This window comes from Pseudoxanthomonas japonensis, assembly GCF_010093445.1.
Classification (GTDB): domain Bacteria; phylum Pseudomonadota; class Gammaproteobacteria; order Xanthomonadales; family Xanthomonadaceae; genus Pseudoxanthomonas_A; species Pseudoxanthomonas_A japonensis.
The window spans coordinates 139,302-161,136 of the sequence record NZ_PDWW01000006.1 but is presented as its reverse complement, the minus strand read 5'-3'; the positions used below and the strand labels follow the sequence as shown (position 1 = coordinate 161,136).

The window sequence follows — 21,835 nt, the reverse complement described above, 5'->3', positions numbered from 1 at the left end:
GCCTTGGGAGGGGTGGCATGGCAACTGTCCAACAACACGTCGAAACGGTGTTGCGGGTGATCCATTCGGGATCGCCCAGCACCGGGAGCAACGCCAATACCGATCTGATCCACCGTTCGTGGCGCCGCTGCGCCAACGAACACGCACTCGATCCGGCGATGCGCCCGGACGTGCGCATCGAAACGAATTCGCGCCTGCGCGAATGCCGGCAGCAGCTGGAAGAGCACCTGCATGTCGCACGCGCAGGCATGGAGCAGCTCTACAAACACGTCTCCGATCTCGGCTACGTGCTGCTGCTGACCGACGCGGAAGGCGTCACCCTGGATTTCATCGGCAACGACACCTGGGATGCGCCGTTGCGCCGCGCCGGCCTGGCGCTGGGCGCCAACTGGAACGAGATCCATGCCGGCACCAACGGCATCGGCACCTGCATCGCCGAACAGTCGACGGTGATTTGCGACCGCGAGGACCATTTCTACATCGGCCACATCGGCCTCAGCTGCACCAGCACGCCGCTGTACGATCCCGACGGCGCCTTCATGGGCGCGCTGGACGTCTCCGCGCTGTCGTCGCCGGACCGGCGCGAGAGCCTGCACCTGGCGCGCCACCTGACCGTGCTGCACGCGCGGATGATCGAGGACGCCAACTTCATCCGCCAGTTCCGCGCGCACTGGATCCTGCGCCTCGGCACTGTCGGACCGCTGGTCGATGTCTGCGGTGAATTGATGCTGGCGGTGGATCGCGATGGCCGCATCGTCGGTGCCAACAGCGGCGCGCGCCAGCAGCTGCGCCTGCTGGACTCGCTGCACACGCGCGACGCCGCGCGCGCGCAGCTGGTCGGCAATCACCTGACCGGCGTGTTCGGCACGCGCATCGATGACATCTGGCGATTGACCAAGGGCACCTCGCACGATTCGCGCGGCGTGGTGACCACGTGGGACGGGCAGGGTTACCACGCCTCGATGATCGCGCCGAAGACCGCGCCGCGCCTGCAGGTGCCGGACGCCGGCGAAGCACGCAATCCCGTGCAGGACAGCGTGTTGTCGCGGCTGTCCGGTGGCGATCCGCGCATGGACCAGCTGCTGGAACGCGCAGCGCGCCTGGTCGACAAGCCGGTCAGCATCTTCCTGCAGGGCGAAACCGGTACCGGCAAGGAAGTGCTGGCGCGCGCGCTGCACGACGCCAGCCGCCGCGCGGAGCGTCCGTTCGTGGCGGTCAACTGCGCGGCCATCCCGGAATCGCTGATCGAGAGCGAGCTGTTCGGCTATGCGCCGGGCACGTTCACCGGCGCGCGCAGCAAGGGCATGAAGGGACTGATCCAGCGTTCCGACGGCGGCACGCTGTTCCTCGACGAGATCGGCGACATGCCGCTGCCGCTGCAGACGCGGTTGCTGCGCGTGCTGGCGGAACGCGAAGTGCTGCCGCTGGGCGCGGACGAACCGGTGCGCGTGGACCTCAACGTGGTCGCCGCCTCGCACCGCGACCTGCGCCGGCAGATCGTCGCCGGTACGTTCCGCGAGGACCTGTACTACCGGCTGTGCGGCGCGACGCTGGCCTTGCCGGCGCTGCGCGAACGCGGCGACAAGCCTTTCCTGATCCAGCGCATCCTGGAGATGGAAGCGCAGGCGATGGGCGTGCGCGCCGAGATCGAGCCGCGTGCCGTGGCGGTACTGCTGCGCCACGACTGGCCCGGCAACATCCGCGAGCTGCGCAATGCGCTGTGCTACGCACTGTCGATCGCTGATGGCGCCACGGTCCGTGTCGACCATTTGCCCCAGGAGGTCTTCGAGGCCGATGGCGCCGCCGTACCTGAGACGGCGACCGTCATCCCGTTCCCGCGCGAGCCTGTGGCCGGCACCGATGAACGTGGCGAGCTGCTGGAGGTCCTGCGCCGCAACCGCTGGAACATCAGCGAGGCCGCGCGCGACCTGGGCGCGTGTCGTGCAACGGTCTACCGCCGGATGAAGCGGCTGGACATCGTGTCGCCGACGCAGACCGACTAGCACCGTCCTCCCGCAGTGCGCATGGCGTGACCATGCGACCCGACGGCCCGTTCTTGCGACGGGCCGTCTTCGTTTGCGTCCCCGTCCCTGCGACGGGCCGTCTTCGTTTGCGTCGTCGCTGCCGCCTCGCATGCGCGTGGGGTGCGACACCTGTCGCAGGCGCTGCGACAGCTGGTCGCATGCACGTGTCGCAGGTGCATTGCACTGCCGCATGGATTCGATGGCCTGCGTCGACGGCGCGGACGACAAGTCATTGATTCGAAAAGAATGCATGTCCGTGGCTCCGTTGCACTGCAACGTGGCACGCGGCTTGCGCTACCTCCTGCGTGGACCTGATGCGCGTGCGCAGCGGTCCCGGAACCACCGCCGCCGCACGGACAAAGCTCCGCGAACCGGCCGGTCCATTCACTCGGGAGGGAAGTACCACCATGAAGAGAGAGACGATGCCGTCGCTGCCGCGCCTGTTGCCGCTGGCCCTGTTGCCGCTGCTGGCGGTCGCGGGCACGGCCAGCGCGCAGACCACGTTCGACGTGATCGGTCCGCGCGAGTACGAACTGCCGGTCGGCTTCGAGCCGTTCAACGTGTTCGTGCAGTACGCCACCTACCAGGACAATGCGCGCGTGTTCGATGCCGACGGCAACCGCGTCGACGGCTCGGGCAGCAAGGCGCTGACCGGCCTGTCCAAGTACGTGCGCTTCTGGACGCCGGAATCGAACAAGAAGATCGGCGTGGCCTGGGAAGTGATCGTGCCCGAGGTCGCCATCCGCAACCGGCGCGCCCCGGAAGGCGACCGCCACATCAGCGGCATCGGCGATCCGCTGACCGGATTCGCCATCTGGTACAAGCCCAGCGAGAAGGCCACGCTCGGCTTCCAATCGTTCGTGCAGATCCCCACCGGCACCGAGCGCGTCAGCGACACCAACTGGAAGAACCTGTCGAGCTTCTTCTGGGACTGGCGGATGGGCGACAAGTTCGGCTGGACCGGCGATGCCGGTTTCGTCTGGCAGAGCCGCCGCGACAACGGTATCCAGCCCGGCCTGTCGCTGCACACCAACAACCGCTTCGCCTACCGCGCGTCGCAGCGGCTCGAGCCGTTCCTGGCGCTGGATGCCGAGCACACAGAATCGAACGATGGCCTGCCGACCGGCTGGGCCGTCGATGCCGGCGCCGGCCTGATGGTGCACACGTTCGACAACCAGTCGATCACGTTGCGCTACTCGACCTCGCTCGACGGCAAGAACCACAGCGTCAACGACAGTTTCAACCTGAAGTACGCCTACGTGTGGTGATCGCCGCCGGTGGCGCGCCGTTCCCCATGGACGGCGCGCCCGCAAGGACAACGCAAGCAAAGGAAACCCCATGACACAGACCTACCAGAACTACATCGATGGCGCGTTCGTCGCCGGCGGCGGCGCGACCGTCGACGTCACCAATCCCGCCGACGGTGCGCTGCTCGCGCGCATTCCCGACAGCGATGCCGCGACCGTCGACGCCGCCGTGTCCGCCGCACGGCGCGCGCAGCCGGCATGGGAGAAGCTGGCGCCGATCGAACGTGCCGGCTACCTGCGCAAGATCTCCGCCAAGCTGCGCGAGCACCGCAAGGACCTTGCCGGCGTGATCGTCCGCGAGCAGGGCAAGATCCAGCAGCTGGCGCAGGTCGAAGTCGACTTCACCGCCGACTACATCGACTACATGGCCGAGTGGGCGCGCCGCCTGGAAGGCGAGATCCTCACCAGCGACCGGGCCAACGAGAACATCTTCCTGTTCCGCAAGCCGATCGGCGTGGTCGCCGGCATCCTGCCGTGGAACTTCCCGTTCTTCCTGATCGCCCGCAAGCTGGCGCCCGCGCTGATCACCGGCAACACCATCGTGATCAAGCCGAGCGAGGAAACGCCGATCAATGCGTACGAGTTCGCCAGGCTCGTCGCCGAGACGGATCTGCCGAAGGGCGTGTTCAACCTGGTCGGCGGCCTCGGCCGCAGCACCGGGCAGGCGCTGGTCGAGCATCCGCAGGTCGACCTGATCACCTTCACCGGCAGCGTGGCCACCGGCAGCCGCATCATGCAGACGGCCGGCCGGAATCTGACCCGGGTGAACCTGGAACTCGGCGGCAAGGCGCCGGCCATCGTGCTGGCCGATGCCGATCTCGACCTGGCGGCGAAGGCGATCTACGACTCGCGCGTCATCAACACCGGACAGGTCTGCAACTGCGCCGAGCGCGTCTATGTCGAGCGCGGCGCGCACGAAGCGCTGGTCGAGCGGCTGGTGAAGCTGTTCCGCGATACGAAGTACGGCGATCCCTCCGAACGCGACGACCTGCAGATGGGCCCGCTGGTGAACCAGGCCGGCCTGGACAAGGTGTCGGCGGCGGTGGAGCAGGCCAAGCGCGACGGCGCCACCATCGTCACCGGCGGCAAGCCGGCCGACCTGGGCAAGGGCTTCCATTACGAGCCGACGCTGATCGTCGATGCGCGCGCCGACATGGCGATCATGCGCGAGGAGACGTTCGGGCCGGTGCTGCCGATCCAGGTGGTCGACAGCCTCGACGAAGCCATAGCGCTGGCCAACGACTCCGAGTATGGGCTGACGTCATCGATCTTCACCCGCGACATCAATGCGGCGATGAAGGCCGCGCGCGAGCTGCGCTTCGGCGAGACGTACATCAACCGCGAGCATTTCGAAGCCATGCAGGGCTTCCATGCGGGCCGGCGCAAGTCCGGCATCGGCGGCGCCGACGGCAAGCACGGCCTGCTCGAGTTCACCGAGACCCACGTGGTCTACCTGCAGACGCCCTGAAGAAGAGAACAGCCACGATGAGCGAAGCGAAAGAACAGGGCGGGTGCGCGTGCGCATGCGCCGGACATCCCGACGACAGCGGACGACGCAGCATGATGACCGGCGCACTTGCGCTGGCCGCACTGGCGCCGTTGGCCGCGGTCAGCGGCGGTGCGCAGGCGCAGGCGGCCGCACCGGCCGCCACGCGCAGCCCGAAGCCCGAGCCGGGCGACAAGCTGGCTTTCATGATCGGACCGAAGGCGGGCAAGGAAGTGAAGCCCGCCGACATCGAAGTCGGCAAGCCACCGGTACTCGCGTATCCGATGGATCCGGCCACCGGCAAGGTGCTGATCTCGAAAGCCAATCTGCTGACGGTGGTGCGGCTGAAGCCGGCCGACCTGAAGCCGACCAGCGCCCGCAACGCCGCCGACGGCATCGTCGTGTTCTCGTCGCTGTGCACGCACTACGGCTGTCCCATCACCACGCTGCACCCGAGCCAGACGCAGATCGTCTGCAACTGCCATGGCTCGGTGTTCGACGCGGCCAACCGCGGCGCTGTCACCACCGGACCGGCCACGCGCCGGCTGGCAATGCTGCCGGTGACGATCAAGGACGGCGCGCTGGTGGTCAGCGGCAAGTTCGACGGACCGCTCGGCCCGCCGACCACCTGACCCGCACGCAATTCCACATCCACGTTCCTTTTGCACCACACACCAACGCTTCACCCGGGAGGAGACCCATGCACCTGAAACTCATCACGGCCGCGCTTGTCGCGTCCCTCGCTTCGGCCCCGCTCGCCGCGGCCGATTACCAACCCGTCACCGATGCGCGCCTGGCCAAGCAGGAGCCGGCGAACTGGCTGCTGACCAAGGGCAACTACGCCGGCTGGAGCTACAGCGAACTCGACCAGGTCACCACGGCCAACGTCGCCAAGCTGCGGCCCGTGTGGTCCGCCGCCACCGGCGTGAACTCCGGCCATGAAGCGCCCGCCATCGTCAACGGCGAGTACATGTTCGTGGCCACGCCGCACAACCAGGTGATCGCCTACGACACGCGCACCGGCAAGGTCCGCTGGAAGTTCGTGCGCGAAGTGCCGGAAGGCCTGGGTGCGCTCCACCGCACCAACCGCGGCGTGTCGCTGTACGGCGACAAGGTGTACGTGGGCAGCATCGACTGCATGCTCAGCGCGCTGGACGCCAAGACCGGCACGCTGGTGTGGGAAGCGCAGGTCTGCGACTGGGAACAGGACAGCGCCTACATCACGTCCGCGCCGCTGGTGGTCAAGGGCAAGGTGCTGATCGGTCCGTCCGGCGGCGAGTTCGGCGTGCGCGGTTTCCTCAAGGCCTTCGATGCCGAAACCGGCAAGCTGGCCTGGACGCGCTACAGCGTGCCGGGGCCGGGCGAGAAGGGCTTCGAGACGTGGCCGCAGGACGGCGAGTGGAAGGACGCGTGGAAGAACGGTGGCGGCACCATGTGGATGCCGGGCAACTACGACGCCACCAACAACGTCATCTACTGGGGCGTCGGCAACGGTGCACCGTGGCTGGGTGACCAGCGGCCCGGCGACAACCTGTATCTCGCCTCGGTGCTCGCGCTGGATCCGGAGAGCGGCGACATCGTCAGCCACTTCCAGTACCACTGGAACGATTCGTGGGACTGGGCCGGCATGAACGCGCCGACGCTGGTGGAGTTCAACCGCAACGGCAAGAAGGTGTCGGGCCTGATCAGCGCGCAGCGCAATGGCCGCCTGTACTGGCTGGACCGCGACGACAAGGGCCGGATCACCTACAACAAGTCCGAGCCGTACGTGCACAACACGGTGTTCACCAGCATCGATCCGAAGACCGGCCGTCCGACCTACAACGAAGAGGCCAAGCCGGCCACCGGCAAGACGCGCACCTACTGTCCCAGCCTGTGGGGCGGCAAGGACTGGCCGTACGAGGCGTACAACCCGAAGACCGGCATGCTGTACATCCCGTACAACGACAACCACTGCCTGACGCTGACCGGCATGATCCAGCCGCGCATCCCGGGCCAGTGGTCGGCGGGCGTGGACATCAATCGCCTCGACCTGTCGGTGAAGAAGGACTTCGACCACATCGGCGGCATCCAGGCGTGGAGCGTGGACGGCGGCAAGGAAGTGTGGCGCGAGAAGTATCCGCACTCGTGGAACTGGGGTTCGATCATGACCACGGCCGGCGGCGTGCTGTTTGCCGGTGGCACCAACGACCGCATGTTCCGTGCGTATGACGCCAAGACGGGCAAGCTGCTGTGGGAGTTCCCCACGCCGTCCGGCATCATCGCGCCGCCCAGCACCTTCACCGTCGACGGCAAGCAGTACATCGCCGTGGTGTCCGGCTGGGGCGTGGACGCGCAATGGATCCAGGGCAAGATGCACGGCCTGGCGGGATGGGAGAAGGCGGTGCCGGAAGGCGGCTCGGTGTGGGTGTTCGCCCTGGGCGACTGATCCGCGCATCCGCTCTCCATCGCCTGCGCGGCCCCGATGACGGGGTCGCGCAGCGCGCTCACCACGATCCAGGATTCCCGAATGTCACCGAAATCCCTACTTCCCTGTCTCGTCGTCGCCGTGCTCGCCCTGCTGCCGCTGCACGCGGCGGCCAGGACCTGCAACGTCGCCATCGGCAGCAACGATGCGATGCAGTTCGACAAGCAGGAGATCCGCATCGCCGCCGACTGCACGCAGGTGAAACTGACGCTGCGGCATACTGGCGCCCTTCCCGCCGAAGTGATGGGCCACAACTGGGTGCTGACGACCACCGCCAATCTCGAAGCGCTCGCCACCGCCGCCGGCAAGCTTCCCGCCAGCAGCGACCATGTGCCCAAGGGCGACGCGCGCGTGCTGGCGGCCAGCAAGGTGGTGGGCGGCGGACAGTCGACCACCGTCACCTTCTCCACGTCGGCGCTGCGCAAGGGCGGCGACTACACGTTCTTCTGCTCGGTACCGGGCCACTGGATGATGATGAAAGGCAAGCTGGTGTTCGGATGATCCGGGCATGCGCATGAGGTCGCGGGTCTCGCCGCTGCTGGGCGCGGCGCTGTTGGCGCCGGGTGCATTGGCCGCGCCCACGGGCGAACCGGCGGCGCCGATGGAAACGCTGGACCGCGTGGTCGTCACCGCGACGCGGCTGGAGACGGTGGACGGCTTCGATGCGCCGGCATCGACCAGCGTGGTCGCGCTCGGCGAGGGCGGCGCGCGTCAGCAGGCGGCGCTGTCGGAAGTATTGGACGGGATTCCCGGCGTGCTGGCGCGCGAGCGGCAGAACCTCGCGCAGGACACGCAGCTGTCGATCCGCGGCTTCGGTGCGCGCTCGACCTTCGGCGTGCGCGGCCTGCGGCTGTACGCCGATGGCGTGCCGGCGACGATGCCGGACGGGCAGGGACAGGTCTCGCACGTCACCATGCTGGCGGCGGACCGTGTCGAAGTGCTGCGCGGTCCGTTCTCGGCGCTGCACGGCAACTCGTCCGGCGGCGTGATCCAGGTATGGAGCGATATCCCCGACGAGGGACACGAAGCGCGCGTGCAGGCCAGCGTGGCCAGCCACGACAGCAGCGTGATCGGTGCGCGCCTGCGTGGCGTCGGCGAGGTGCTGGGCTACAGCGTGGCGGCATCCGTGCTGGATACGCAGGGCTACCGCGACCACAGCGCGGCGCGGCGGGAATCGCTGAATGCCAAGCTGCGGTTCCGCCCCGGCGCCGGCACGCTGGACCTGCTGCTCAACCATTTCAATGCGCCCGATGCCAAGGATCCTTTGGGCCTGACGCGTGCGCAGGCCTGGGACGATCCCCGCCAGGCATCACCGGTCGCGACCCAGTACGACACGCGCAAGTCGGTCCGCCAGGACCAGCTGGGCGCGGTCTACGAATGGCCCTTCGCGGAAGGCCATCGCCTGCGCGCGATGGCCTACGGCGGACGGCGCGAGGTGGAGCAGTACCTGGCGCTGCCGATCGCGGCGCAGGCCAACCGGCTGAACTCCGGTGGCGTGATCGACCTCGACAACGACTACGGCGGCGCCGACCTGCGCTGGTCGTGGACCGGCGATCTCGCCGGGCGTCCGTTCGAACTGAGTGTAGGCACCAATGCGGACCGCCAGCGCCAGCATCGCCGCGGCTACGAGAACTTCGTCGGCACGACGCTGGGCGTGCGTGGCGCGCTGCGTCGCGACGAGCGCAACCAGGTGTGGAACGTGGACCAGTACGCGCAGGCGTGGTGGCGTGTGGCGCCGCGCTGGTCACTGCTGGTGGGCGCACGTCACAGCCGGGTCGGTTTCCGTTCGGACGACGACTACATCGCGACCGGCAATCCCGACGACAGCGGCCGCGTGGTCTACGAGCGCACGACGCCGGTGGCCGGCGTGGTGTTCGCGCCGGCGGAGGCGTGGCGCGTGTATGTCTCGGTCGGACGCGGCTTCGAAACGCCGACCTTCAACGAAGTCGGCTACCGCGCCGACGGCGGCGCCGGACTGGCCTTCGACCTGCGTCCGGCGACCACGCGCAATGCGGAGCTGGGCATGAAGTGGCGCGGCGAGCACGGCGCGCGCGTCGAAGCCGCGCTATTCCGCGCCGATACCGACGACGAACTGGCGGTCGCGCGCAATGTCGGTGGTCGCAGCAGCTTCCGCAATGTCGGCGCCGGCCGCCGGCAGGGCGTGGAGATGCAGGCCGACCTGCCGCTGTCGGAGGCTTGGCACCTGCAGGCTGCCTATACCTGGCTGGATGCGACCTTCCGCGACAGCTTCCCGATCTGCACGGCGACCGGTTGCACGTCGCCGGTCGTGCAGGTGGCGGCCGGCACGCGCATTCCCGGCGTCGCACGGCAGCAGGCGTCGTTGCGGCTGCGCTGGCAGGGCAAACACTGGAATGCCGCGGCGCAGCTGCTGGGCGTCGGCGATGTCACCGTGAACGATACCGGCAGCGAGCGTGCCCCCGGCTACGGCCTGCTCAATCTGGAAGTGGTGCGCGACTGGTCGGCGGGGAGCGGACGGCTGCAGGGGTTCGCGCGCATCGACAACGCGCTGGACCGCTTCCACATCGGCTCGGTCATCGTCAACGAAGGCAACGGGCGCTTCTACGAACCGGGCGCGGACCGCACGTTCACGGTCGGCCTGCGCTGGCTGTGGGCGGACGGATGAGGCGCGCGTGCTTCAGGGCGATGGAGGCTGCCCTGCCGAGCGTCGCGAGGCGACGTACTGCATGATGTCGATGAAGGGCGCTACCCAGTAGATATCCGGATGCGCGGCGAGATGGCGCAGCAACTGTTCGTGCGCCTCGTTGGACACCGCCAGGTGGTCGCCGCCGATGCCGTGGAAGGTGAAGCTGACCATCGTGCCGCGACGGACGGCCTCTTCCGCGCGCGCGATCAGCTGCTCGCCGGTGACGTCCACCGGCACGTCGACCGGTACGGCGGCGGGATCGAGCGTGGCCATGTCGGCGACCACGCCGCCGGCCCCCAACTTGATCGCCACGAACTCCGGGGCGACGGCGTCGACATAGTTGCCGTCGCTCGCCTGCGTGTCGCCGCAGGGCACGGTCATGGTGCGCGCGGTGCGGCCGTCCAGCGCCATGAGCATCGTGTTCGCCAGCCGAATCTGGTCGGCCATCTGCGCGATGGTGAGGCTGTCGAGGTTGCGATGGGCCTCGACCCAGTCGCGCTCGGGAAGCGAGGCCGAGCACTGGTGGAACAGGCTGTGGTTGCCGAGTTCGTGGCCGTTGCGCGCGGCGGCGACCCATTCCCGCTGGCGCGTGCGCAGCGTGTCGGAGGCCAGCGTCAGGTAGAAGCTGCCCTTCAGGCCATGGCGGTCGAGCGCGGGTATCGCGTTGTCGAGCTGCGACGGCGCGGCGTCGTCGTAGGCGAGGCTGACGGCGGCTTTTCGGTCGCCGGGCCACGGGAACGGTTCGGCCGCCTGCACGGTACCGGCGACCGTCGCCAGCACCAGCACCAGCACCAGCACCAGCAAGGCAAAGCGCGCCGCGCCGCGCACGCCTATTGCACCAGCGTCTGGATGGCGCGTGCGGGGATCGTCACCACCGCCGAGGCCTGGCCGACATAGAAGTTGTAGGCGATCTCCTTGTCGGTCGGGTTCATCACCACCGTCGCCAGGCGTCCGTCGGGATTGACGAAGGCGGTGGCCAGCAGCGTGCTGCGGCTGCTCGCGGTGCTGACGCGGCGTGCCTCGGGCCGGATGAACTTCGAGAAGTGGCCGATGTAGTAATAGCTGGGCGTGTAGATCAGCTCGCCCGTGCGCGTGTCGGCGTGCAGTGGTGCGAAGCAGTAGTTGCCGACGTGGTTCGGGCCGCCCTTCTCGTCGAGCAGCATGTTCCAGTCGGTCCAGCCCACGGCGCCGTTGTTGAAGTCGTTGATCATCGACGTGCCGTAGCGTTCGGCGTTCGGCCAGTGCTGGTAGCGCGCGGGATCGAACTTCTCCACCGCCGCCTCGGTCAGCAGCACCGGCTTGTCGGGGAAGGCTTCCGTCACTGCGGCGACGTTGCGGAACATCGGATCGAAGCCGGCCCAGGTCTCGTACCAGTGGAAGCCCAGGCCCCACGCGTACTTCGCCGCTTCCGGATCGCCCAGGATCACCTGCGCGCGGTACAGCATCATGTCGCGGTTGTGGTCCCACACGATGATCTTCTTGTCGGCGTAGCCGGCGGCATGCATGGTCGGGCCGAGGTGCAGCTTGAGGAAGTCGCGCTCCTCTTCGGCCGTGTACAGCATCGATTCCCAGGTCTGCGTGGCCATCGGCTCGTTCTGCACCGTGATGCCCCAGATCGGAATGCCTTCCTTCTCGTAGGCCTGGATGAACTTCACGTAGTAGTTCGCCCACGCATCGCGGTACTCGGGCAGCAGCGCGCCGCCCTTCAGCATGTGCTGGTTGGTCTTCATGAAGGCCGGCGCGCTCCACGGACTGGCGTACAGCGGCAACGCACCACCGGCGGCGGCGATGGCCTGCTTGATCATCGGGATGCGCGCGGTGCGGTCGTGTTCGATGGAGAAGGTGGCGAGGTCCTTGTCGCCTTCCTCGATGTAGGTGTAGCTGGCGGAGCTGAAGTCGGAGCTGTGGATGGTGGTGCGCGCGATCGAATAGCCGATGCCGTCCTGCTTGTCGTAATAGGCGCGCATGAATTCGGCGCGCTTCTCCGGCGACAGCGTGGCGTAGACCTCCGCGCTGGAGTCGGTGATCGCGCCACCGATGCCGAGCAGGGCCTGGTGCTGCTTCGACGGGTCGACGAAGATCGAGTTCTCCACCTCGGTCAGCGTGTGGCCCGGCTTCAGCGTGGCGGTGCCGGTGCGCGCCAGCCGCTGGATGCTGTCCTGCGCGGTGGTGTAGATGGTGACCGTCGCCGATGCGTCGGCGGCGTCCGCGGAGGGCGCTGCGCTCATCGACAGGGCCAGCATGGCGGCGGCGAACAGGGGGGTATGGCGCATGGGAAGGCTCCTCGTGGGCGCGGCAAGGCGTCCCGCGATACACGCGGGCGATGTCCAGACACAGTAGTTGACAGCGCTGTCATACAGTTGCTACATCGTGCTGTCAACCGGACGCGAGGGGCATGCGCGCCGGTGCGTCGCGCGGCCTGTCGTTGCGTGCGGTGCGACACGGAACGTGTTGCCGTGCAGCATGGAGGATGCGTCGCCGATGCCGGTCATGGCGGCGACGATACCCAGTTGCGCTGGGCGCTGTCAGAATCCAGCCTCGTTGCCGGAAGGGATGGACGAAGTGGAGCGGGAACCGTCTTATGCGTAGTCGGATCGAGGATGTCGCCGCCGCCGCCGGCGTTTCGATGAAGACCGTGTCGCGCGTGCTCAACAACGAGCCCAACGTGCGCGATGAGATGCGCCAGCGCGTGATGGCGGCGGTCGAGAAACTGCAGTACCGGCCCAACCTGTCCGCACGCAGCCTCGCCGGGCAGCGCTCGTACGTCGTTGCGCTGGTCTACAACAATCCGTCGCGCAACTACCTGATGGAAATCCAGAGCGGCATGCTCGACGCCTGCCGCGATCACCACTACAACCTGGTTCTCGCTCCAGTGGGTTCGCCGAAGCAGCGCAAGGCCGAAGACCTCAAGGTGGTGTTCGAGCACTTCGCGCCGGATGGCGTGGTGCTGATCCCGCCGCTGACGGACGATCCGGCGGTGCTCGAGTTCCTCGAGCAGCACGAGGTGCCGTATGCATCGATCGCGCCCAAGCATCCGGAGGGCCGGATCGGCGTGATGATGGACGAGACCGCGGCCGTGCTGGAGCTTATGGCGGGGCTGGTAGCGCAGGGCCATCGCCGCATCGCGCACATCAAGGGCCCGCCCGCGCACGGTGCCTGCCAGTGGCGTTACAAGGGCTACCGCGATGCGCTGAAGAAGGCGGGGCTGGAGTACGACGCCGACCTGGTGGTGCAGGGCGCCTTCTCGTTCGAATCCGGCATCGCGGCCGGCGACGCGCTACTCGATCTCAAACAGCCGCCGACCGCGATTTTCGCGGCCAACGACGACATGGCGGCTGGTGTGATCCGTGCAGCGTGCGAGCGCGGGCTCGCGGTGCCGCGCGATATCTCGGTGTGCGGGTTCGACGATACGCCGATCGCGCGCCACATCTATCCGGCGCTCACGACCGTGCGCCAGCCCACGTCGGAAATGGGGAAGCTCGCAACCTTGCAGTTGCTCGCACGCATCCGGACCGCTGATGCCGGCAGCATGGTGCACGTGGAGCACGAAGTGCTGTTCCGCGAATCCACCCAGGCTCCCAAGGGTCGCTGATTCGCGCGTACACCGTCGTCCGCGGACGCGATCTCCGTCGTGGCGGATGCCATACCAATAGAAAACCTTACGTGTGGTCGGCCGAAGAATTTCTCGTGATGTCGTATTCCATCGACAGCCGAGAAAACGGTTTCAGTTGCGCCGCAGCATCGTTCCCGCAGCTGAAAACAAGGGGTTTTTCGACGGCAGGCACCCGAATCACAGAAAGTTGACAACGCTGTCAATCGCGCGTCCAATGCGGCCCAATGCGAGAGGCGAAGGGGTCCTCGAGCACGTATTCCAACGCCATTCGTGAATTTCCGGAGAGGGGAAAGTCCATGAAGCAAGTGCAATCCGTTCCGAAGAAGCGGGTGCTGACATCCGCATTGTTGTTCGCGCTGGCCGGTCCTGCATGGGCCCAGCAGGCGGAGCCGCAAAGTGCAAGTCCAGCACCGGCTGCCACCGAGCAGGCAGATCCGACCGAGCTCGACACCATCGTCGTCACCGGTATCCGGGCTAGCCTCGAGTCGTCGATGAACCTCAAGCGCGATGCGCAGGGCGTCGTCGACGGCATCGTCGCCGAGGACATCGGCAAGTTCCCGGACACCAACTTGGCCGAGTCGCTGCAGCGCATCTCCGGCGTATCGATCGACCGTACCGCCAGCGGCGAAGGTTCGAAGGTCACGGTGCGCGGCATAGGGCCCGACCACAACCTGGTGCTGCTCAACGGCAGGCAGATGCCGGGCGCCCTGCTCGACGGCTTCAATGCTTCCAACTCGCGCGCCTTCGATTTCGCCAATCTGGCGTCTGAGGCTGTGTCGGCCATCGAGGTCTACAAGACCGGCCGCGCGTCCAATCCGACCGGCGGCATCGGCGCGACCATCAACATCAAGACGGCCCGGCCACTGGAAAGCGGGCCGCTCATGAACGTGGGCATGAAGACGGTCCACGATACGTCCAACGGCAACCTGCCGACGTCTTTGCAGGGCGACGACTTCACCGGTGAAATGTCCGGCATCTTCAGTCAGACTTTCGCCGACGGGAAGTTCGGTGTCTCGGTGAGCGGCAGCTACCAGGAGCGCGACAGCGGCTACAACCAGGCCCATGTCAACGCAGGCTGGCGCACGCACTTCGGCGGTGAAGGCGGATGGGGCGCAATCCCGGCCGATTCCCCGAGCGCCGAGAACTATCCCGGCCCCACCGACCTGTACTCCGTGCCGCAATCCTTCGGCTACACGATCAACAGCGTGCAGCGCCAGCGCACCAATGGCCAGCTCACCCTGCAATGGGCGCCGACCGATCGCGTGACCACCACGCTGGACTACACCTATTCCGAAAACAAGATCCAACAGCAGCGCAACGAGATGTCGGTGTGGTTCAACTTCGGACCTTCGGAGAGCGCATGGACCGATGGACCCGCGGCCGGTCCGGTCTTCTACCGGGAACTGATCAACTGCACGGATGAACTGAACGAGAGCGGTATCTACGTCGGATGCGCCGACCTCGCGGTGGGTGGCGGCAAGGGCGCGACCCGGGCCGTCAACGAATCGGTGGGATTCAACGTGGAATGGGCCGTCACCGACGCCTTGGATCTTGCGTTCGATTACCACAATTCTTCCGCCGAGCTGGGTCCGGACAGCGATTGGGGTACGGATGGCTCCATCGGTGTCGCCGCCAACATGCGAGGCGATACCACCGTCTATTTCGACAACGAACTGCCCATTCTCAACATTGGCCTGAACGACGTGGTGGGCGGGGTGGATCCCTCGCAGGCGCGGCCGAGCGGGCGCCGTTACGTGAACGGATACTCGCTGTCGGAAGTGGAACAGTCCCGCCTGGACGGCAGATTCAAGTTCGGCGACTACTCCGACCTGCGTTTCGGCGCGGCCAACACCGAGGTCGATAACCGTACCGCCGTGGGCATCAGGGAATACGCAGACTGGGGGACGCCGCTCGGCTCGCCGGCGGATTGGGACGACGGCATCTGGCAGATCGACCACATGTCCAGGTACTTCGATGCGTTCTCGGGGCATGACGATCCGCGCTTCACGTCCGCGTTCCTGACCAGCGACATGGAGCGCCTGCGCCGCGCGTTGGGCGACTATGGCGATCTGACCACCTATCCGTCCGAATTCAACAGCAACGATCTGCGCACGACGGAGAAGACCCGTAGCGCCTATCTGCAGTTCGGCACCGGTTGGCAGGGCCGGATTCCGGTCGATCTCTCCGTGGGTGTGCGCTACGAGAAGACCGAAGTGACGTCTTCGGCCCAAGTGGTGACGCCGACCTTGGTCGAATGGAACGCGCCGAATGAACTCAGGACCGTGGATGGCGACAAGGCGTTCACCACCCTGACGGGCGATTACGCGTACTGGCTGCCCAGCATCGACAGCAAGTTCCAGCTGACCGACGAGATGGTGCTGCGCGCCAGCTACGGCCACAGCATCGGTCGTCCGGGCTGGAGGGACATCCAGGGCGGCCTGGTCGTCAACCGCAACGTGCGCGTCAATGGCGGCAGCGCCTCGACGGGCAATCCGGACCTGAAGCCCTTGCTGTCAAAGAACTTCGACCTGTCTTGGGAGTGGTACTACGGAGAGGGCAGCTATGTCTCCGCCACGTACTACCGCAAGAACATCTCCAACTACATCGACAACGGCGCGGGCTCGTTCCAGGACACCCTGTTCAGTCTGCCCACGCCCATCGGCGGCGAGTACTGGAATGCCGCCGTCGCCAACGGCTGCGGCGAAGCCGACGGGCAATGCATCCGCGACTACATCTTCGCCAACTTCGATGGCCAGCCAGGCGTGGACAGCACGGCGGGCACGGCCGGCATCATCACCGGCATTCCCGGTGATCCGCTGACGGTGTTCAGCGTCACCGCTCCGGGCAACGCCGGTTCGCACAGCCTGAACGGCTACGAGCTCAACGTGCAGCACATGTTCGGCGACAGCGGTTTCGGCGTGGCGGCCAACTACACCATCGTCGACAGCGACAGCCTGTCCTACGACAATGCGGCCAAGGGGCCGCAACAAGTGCTGATCGGCCTGAGCGATTCGGCCAACGTGGTGGGCTTCTACGACAAGGGGCCGTGGCAGGTGCGCCTGGCCTACAACTGGCGCGACAAGTTCCTGAGCGGCCAGTACGACGGAGACCCCGCCGATCCCGCCAAGAACAACCCGGTCTACGTCGAAGAATACGGCCAGTGGGACGTGAGCGTGGGTTACAAGTTCAGCGAGAACTTCACGGTGCAGTTCGAAGGCATCAACCTGACCAACGAAACCCAGCGTTTGAGCGAGCGCCACAAGAACATTCTGTTCTATGGTACCCAGACCGGTCCGCGCTACATGCTGGGCTTCCGCTACAACTTCCAATGACGTTCGACCGCATGCCCGGATCTTGAACGGATCCGGGCAGCATCTTGAAGCCGCTGGTTTCCAGCGGCTTTGGTTTTGGGGCGGGTCCGGCAGGTCGCGCCCAGCGAACGCAGAAGCGAGGTAGTGGCGTGGATCATCCCATCAGGCAGATAGTCATCCTCGGCGGCGGTTCCGCGGGTTGGCTGACGGCCGCCGTCCTGGCGGCCGAGCACCAGGCTGCCCTGGATACCGGTTTGCGGATCACGCTGATCGAATCGCCGGAGGTGGCGACGGTCGGCGTGGGCGAGGGCACGTGGCCGACCATGCGCGACACGCTGCGCAGGACCGGCGTCAGCGAGACCGACTTCGTCCGCGAATGCGATGCGGCCTTCAAGCAGGGCTCCAAGTTCGTCCGCTGGCGCGAAGAGGTCGACGGCGACTACTACCACCACCCGTTCGTATTGCCGCCTGGCTTCCTGGAGACCCATCTGGCGACCGGTTGGATGGCGCACCGCGACGTGCCCTTCAGCATGCTCACCTGCTTCCAGGCGCACCTGTGCGAGGCGGGGAAATCGCCCAAGCAGTTCGCCACGCCGGAATGGGCGTCCGTGGCCAACTATGCCTACCACCTGGATGCCGCGAAGCTTGGTGTGTTCCTGCGCAGACACTGCGTGGAGAAGCTGGGCGTGCGTCATGTCGCCGACCACATGGTCGAAGTGGAAACGCACGAAAACGGCGACATCGCGGCGTTGCGGACGCGCGAGCACGGGGCGATCGAGGGCGATCTGTTCGTGGACTGCAGCGGCATGCGCGCGCTGCTGATCGGCCAGCATTACGGCGTCGAGATCGAATCGCAGAAGGACGTGCTGTTCAACGATCGCGCCATCGCCACGCGGGTGCCGTACGCTGATCCCAGCGTGGAGATCGCTTGCCAGACGATCTCGACGGCACAGGAGGCCGGCTGGATCTGGGATATCGGGCTGCAGAGCCGGCGTGGCATCGGCCATGTCTATTCCAGCACGCATACGACCGACGAGGCCGCGGAGGCCGCGTTGCGCCGCTATATCGTCGCGACGGGGGGGCGCGAACAGGACATCGAGTCGCTGCCGAGGATCACGATCCGTCCCGGGTTCAGGCGGGGTGCCTGGCACCGCAATTGCGTGGCCATCGGGCTGTCGAGCGGCTTCATGGAGCCGCTCGAAGCCTCGTCGCTGGTCATGGTGGAACTCGCTGCGGGGATGCTCGCCGATCAGATGCCCGCAACACGTGCGGCCGTGGACATTGTCGCCAGGCGATACAACGACACGTTCAGTTACCGCTGGGATCGCATCGTCGACTTCCTCAAACTGCACTATGTCCTGAGCAAGCGCGACGACAGTGAGTACTGGCGGGACAACCGCAGGCCGGAAACGATACCGGAGCGCCTGCAGGATCTGCTCGCGTTCTGGCGCCACCAGCCGCCTTCGCGCTACGACCTCAACCGGGTCGAGGAAGTGTTCCCGGCGGCGAGCTACCAGTTCATCCTCTATGGCATGGGGTTCACGCCCGAACCCCGGTCCACCACGCGCCGCATGGACGATGTGCGGCGTTCCGAGGAGTATTTCCGCCAGTCCGCCGACATCGCCAGGAAGATGCTGCCGGCGTTGCCTGGGCATCGCGAGATGCTGGATCATGTGATGTCGCGCGGAATGCCGCGCATCTAGGACAGCCCAACGATGCCTCGACACGCCCAGGTCAACAACATCGACCACAGGGACCTGAAAGTCGATACCCGGCGCAGCGCTGCGCTGGGCGACGATGTCGGTTTTGCCGCCACGTTCCCGGCAGAATTCCGCGACCTGCAGGCCTGCTATCCCATCGTGTTCCGCAAGGACGCCCGTGGTTCGTTGTCCCCAGTCGCCCTGCTCGGGTTCGAAGAAGGACGGAACCTGTTTCTCGACGGCGAGCGCTGGGATGCACACTACCTGCCGCTGGCGATTGAACGGCAGCCTTTCCTGATCGGCAGGAGTGGCGACGAGTTGACGGTGCATATCGACCTCGACCACCCCAGGGTCGGCCGCACCGATGGCGAGCCCTTGTTCCGCGAGCACGGCGGCAACACCGAATACCTCGACCGGATCGCTTCGGTGCTGCTCACGCTGCACAACGGGCTGGATCGCGTACCGGCGTTCGTCGATGCCCTGCTTGCGCTCGACCTGCTGGAATCGTTCGCCTTCGATGTGGAGCTCGACGATGGCTCGCAGAACCGTCTTGCGGGCTACTACACCATCAACGAGGAGCGCCTGCGCTCCCTCGATGCCGAAGCGCTGGGCCGACTGCACGCCGCGGGCTACCTTGAACCGGTCTTCATGGCGGTGGCATCGATCTCGAATTTCCGTGGCCTGATCGACAGGATGAACCGGAACCGTGCTGGCGGGCGCTGAGCCAATCCGGGAGCAGCGCGGCGATGTGCCGGGCGCGCTCGCAGCCGCGTTGCAGGCAGCGTCCGGACCGACGGTGTTACGAAACCTGGTCGGGCACTGGCCCATGGTCGCGGCAGCACGCGCATCGGCGCAGGCGGCTGTGGCCTATCTGCATGGTTTCGTGCGCACCGACGCGCCGCCGGTCGTCGCGACGGTTTCGGCACCCGAGACCGGTGGCAGGGTGTTCTACAACGACGACCTGAGCGGACTCAATTTCCGCCAGGAACAGATTCCGTTGCACACGGTGCTCGATACGCTGCTCAAGTACGCCGGGCATCCGTCGCCGCCGATGATCTACGTCGCATCGACTACGCTCGACACCTGGCTGCCGGGATTCCGCAACGCCAACGACCTGTCCCTGGGCGCGCGCGATCCGCTGGCCAGTATCTGGATCGGCAACCGCACCCGTATCGCCGCGCACCAGGATGTTCCCGACAACCTCGCCTGCGTGGTGGCGGGGCGTCGTCGGGTCACCCTGTTTCCCCCCGACCAGTTGCGCAACCTGTACATCGGACCGCTGGATTTCACGCCGGCCGGGCAGGCGATCAGCCTGGTCGATTTCGCAGCGCCCGACCTGGAGCGGTTCCCGCGTTTCGCCGAGGCGATGCGGCATGCGCAGGTGGCCGAACTCGAACCGGGAGACGCGGTACTGATCCCCAGCATGTGGTGGCACCACATGGAAGGGCTGGAGCCGTTCAACGTGCTGGTCAACTACTGGTGGCGCGACGTGCCGGACTGGATGGACACGCCCATGAACGTGCTCATGTACGCGCTGATGACCCTACGCGATCTTCCGCCGCACGAGCGCGAGACATGGAAGGACGTATTCCGTCATTACGTGTTCGAGGCAGACGCCGATACCGCCGCGCATATCCCGGAACACGCACGCCGCCTGCTCTCGCCGCTCGACGAAACCCGTGCGCGCGATCTTCGCGCGCGCCTGATCAAACGTATCAACCGCTGACCAGCGAACACCAAGGAATCCGTCCGTGAGCGACCCCGACAACGACATCCGCACCCGGCCCGTCAAGCGCGTGGTCATCGCCGGCGGCGGCACGGCCGGCTGGATGGCCGCGGCAGCGGTCTCCAGGGTTCTTGGCGTAACGCTGGACATCACGCTGGTGGAGTCCGAGGAGATCGGTACCGTGGGCGTCGGCGAAGCCACCATCCCGACGCTGTTGAGCTTCCACCGGATGATCGACATCGGCGAGCAGGACTACATGGCCGCGGTGCAGGGCACCGTCAAGCTGGGTATTTCATTCGAGAACTGGCTGGATGTCGGCCATCGCTATATCCACTCGTTCGGATTCAGTGGCAAGGACCGGGGAACGACGGGCTTCCAGCACTTCTGGCTGCGCGGCCACAAGGAAGGCATCGCCAGCGGCTACGAGGACTACTGCCTCGAACTGAAGGCGGCGACAGAGGATCGCTTTGCGCATCTTCCCAACGGTGGCCTCAACTACGCGTACCACATGGACGCCAGCCTGTACGCCCGGTTCCTGCGGAAGTTCAGCGAACGCCATGGCGCCAAGCGCGTGGAAGGCAAGATCGCCGAGGTCCTGACCGACGCGGAATCGGGCCATATCATCGCGCTGAAGATGGAGAACGGCGACACGATAGAAGGCGATCTCTTCATCGACTGCACCGGCTTCCGCGCGCTGCTGATCGGCAAGACGCTGGGCGTGGGCTTCACCGACTGGTCGCACTGGCTGTTCAACGACAGCGCCTTGGCCACGCAGACCACGGCCGTGCGCGATGCGGTGCCGTATACCCGGGCCATCGCCGGCAGCGCCGGCTGGCAATGGCGCATTCCGCTGCAGCACCGGGTCGGCAATGGCATCGTGTATTCCAGCCGCCACATGAGCGACGACCAGGCGCGCGAAGAGTTCCTCGGCAGCGTCGAGGGCGAGGTCATCAAGCAGCCGTGGCCGATCCGCTTCAAGCCCGGCCAGCGCCAGCAGTGCTGGGCGAAGAACTGCGTGGCGCTCGGCCTGGCCGGCAGTTTCATCGAGCCGTTGGAGTCGACCACCATCCACCTGATCCAGCGCGGGATCGTGCACCTGCTGCAGAACTTCCCGCAGGTGATCACCCAGCCCGCGATCGACGAGTACAACGCACGGCTGGACGAGGAGCTTCAGCATGTGCGCGACTTCGTGGTGATGCACTACCACCTCAGCGACCGCCGTGACTCGCCGTACTGGCGCGAGATCGCGGAGATGGAGATTCCGTCCACGCTGCGCCACCGCATCGACCTGTTCCGCGAGACCGGTACCGTCTTCCACGTGCCGGGCGAACTGTTCGGCGAGAACTCGTGGATCCAGGTGATGATGGGGCAGGGAATCCTGCCGAAGCGCTACCACCCGACGGCGGACGTGCTGTCGCCGGACGACCTGAAGCGCTTCCTCGACGGCATCCGCCACAACGTGCTCGGGAACGTGCAGCGGATGCCGGCACACATGGATTACCTGCGCAGCTACTGCCCCGCTCCGAAGCCCTGATC

Annotated in this window: 15 protein-coding genes; 13 read left to right on the top strand and 2 right to left on the bottom strand. The window is 66.4% G+C overall.

What is annotated here, in order from left to right:
- The first annotated feature begins 17 nt into the window (after nt 1-17).
- The 7 genes from CSC78_RS07055 (at nt 18) to CSC78_RS07025 (ending at nt 9,928) form a co-directional block, all read left to right on the top strand.
- Nucleotides 18-2,003 (top strand): sigma-54-dependent Fis family transcriptional regulator, encoded by a 1,986-nt coding sequence (locus CSC78_RS07055; RefSeq protein WP_162337194.1) that lies wholly within the window; start codon nt 18-20, stop codon nt 2,001-2,003.
- Between the two features lie 428 nt (nt 2,004-2,431).
- Complete coding sequence (locus CSC78_RS07050) at nt 2,432-3,292, top strand: transporter (protein WP_202924135.1); 861 nt, start codon at nt 2,432-2,434, stop codon at nt 3,290-3,292.
- Between the two features lie 70 nt (nt 3,293-3,362).
- Nucleotides 3,363-4,799, top strand: coding sequence for an aldehyde dehydrogenase (gene aldA / locus CSC78_RS07045; RefSeq protein WP_162337193.1), 1,437 nt, complete (start codon nt 3,363-3,365; stop codon nt 4,797-4,799).
- A gap of 95 nt (nt 4,800-4,894) precedes the next feature.
- Entirely contained in the window at nt 4,895-5,449 is a 555-nt protein-coding gene (locus CSC78_RS07040) for a QcrA and Rieske domain-containing protein (RefSeq protein WP_202924134.1), read from the top strand.
- A 68-nt stretch (nt 5,450-5,517) separates the two neighbouring features.
- Entirely contained in the window at nt 5,518-7,245 is a 1,728-nt protein-coding gene (locus CSC78_RS07035; RefSeq protein ID WP_162337191.1) for a PQQ-dependent dehydrogenase, methanol/ethanol family, read from the top strand.
- 81 nt (nt 7,246-7,326) lie between these two features.
- Nucleotides 7,327-7,785 carry an azurin gene (azu, locus tag CSC78_RS07030; protein WP_162337190.1) on the top strand — a complete coding sequence of 153 codons (459 nt, stop codon included), beginning with the start codon at nt 7,327-7,329 and terminating at the stop codon, nt 7,783-7,785.
- Nucleotides 7,786-7,792: 7 nt separating this feature from the next.
- The gene (locus CSC78_RS07025; RefSeq protein ID WP_238391187.1) at nt 7,793-9,928 is read left to right on the top strand and encodes a TonB-dependent receptor family protein; all 2,136 of its coding nucleotides are present in this window, start codon (nt 7,793-7,795) and stop codon (nt 9,926-9,928) included.
- Nucleotides 9,929-9,940: 12 nt separating this feature from the next.
- Here CSC78_RS07025 and CSC78_RS07020 read toward each other — a convergent pair whose 3' ends face one another.
- Both CSC78_RS07020 and CSC78_RS07015 read right to left on the bottom strand, forming a co-directional pair.
- The gene (locus CSC78_RS07020) at nt 9,941-10,777 is read right to left on the bottom strand and encodes a polysaccharide deacetylase family protein (protein WP_238391186.1); all 837 of its coding nucleotides are present in this window, start codon (nt 10,775-10,777) and stop codon (nt 9,941-9,943) included.
- Nucleotides 10,778-10,779: 2 nt separating this feature from the next.
- Complete coding sequence (locus CSC78_RS07015; RefSeq protein ID WP_238391185.1) at nt 10,780-12,222, bottom strand: glycoside hydrolase family 30 protein; 1,443 nt, start codon at nt 12,220-12,222, stop codon at nt 10,780-10,782.
- A gap of 308 nt (nt 12,223-12,530) precedes the next feature.
- Here CSC78_RS07015 and CSC78_RS07010 point away from each other — a divergent pair, with 308 nt between their 5' ends.
- The 6 genes from CSC78_RS07010 to CSC78_RS06985 all read left to right on the top strand — a co-directional run bounded on the left by CSC78_RS07010 (nt 12,531) and on the right by CSC78_RS06985 (nt 21,833).
- Nucleotides 12,531-13,541: a LacI family DNA-binding transcriptional regulator gene (locus tag CSC78_RS07010; RefSeq protein WP_162337189.1), complete on the top strand. Its 1,011-nt coding sequence runs from the start codon at nt 12,531-12,533 to the stop codon at nt 13,539-13,541.
- A 317-nt stretch (nt 13,542-13,858) separates the two neighbouring features.
- Nucleotides 13,859-16,894, top strand: coding sequence for a TonB-dependent receptor (locus tag CSC78_RS07005; protein WP_162337188.1), 3,036 nt, complete (start codon nt 13,859-13,861; stop codon nt 16,892-16,894).
- A gap of 128 nt (nt 16,895-17,022) precedes the next feature.
- Entirely contained in the window at nt 17,023-18,576 is a 1,554-nt protein-coding gene (locus tag CSC78_RS07000; RefSeq protein ID WP_162337187.1) for a tryptophan halogenase family protein, read from the top strand.
- A 12-nt stretch (nt 18,577-18,588) separates the two neighbouring features.
- Nucleotides 18,589-19,296 carry a SapC family protein gene (locus tag CSC78_RS06995; protein ID WP_162337186.1) on the top strand — a complete coding sequence of 236 codons (708 nt, stop codon included), beginning with the start codon at nt 18,589-18,591 and terminating at the stop codon, nt 19,294-19,296.
- Nucleotides 19,280-20,299 carry a cupin-like domain-containing protein gene (locus tag CSC78_RS06990; protein WP_162337185.1) on the top strand — a complete coding sequence of 340 codons (1,020 nt, stop codon included), beginning with the start codon at nt 19,280-19,282 and terminating at the stop codon, nt 20,297-20,299. The genes CSC78_RS06995 and CSC78_RS06990 overlap by 17 nt, the downstream gene beginning before the upstream one ends.
- Nucleotides 20,300-20,324: 25 nt before the next feature.
- Nucleotides 20,325-21,833: a tryptophan halogenase family protein gene (locus CSC78_RS06985; protein ID WP_162337184.1), complete on the top strand. Its 1,509-nt coding sequence runs from the start codon at nt 20,325-20,327 to the stop codon at nt 21,831-21,833.
- The last annotated feature ends 2 nt before the right edge of the window (nt 21,834-21,835 follow it).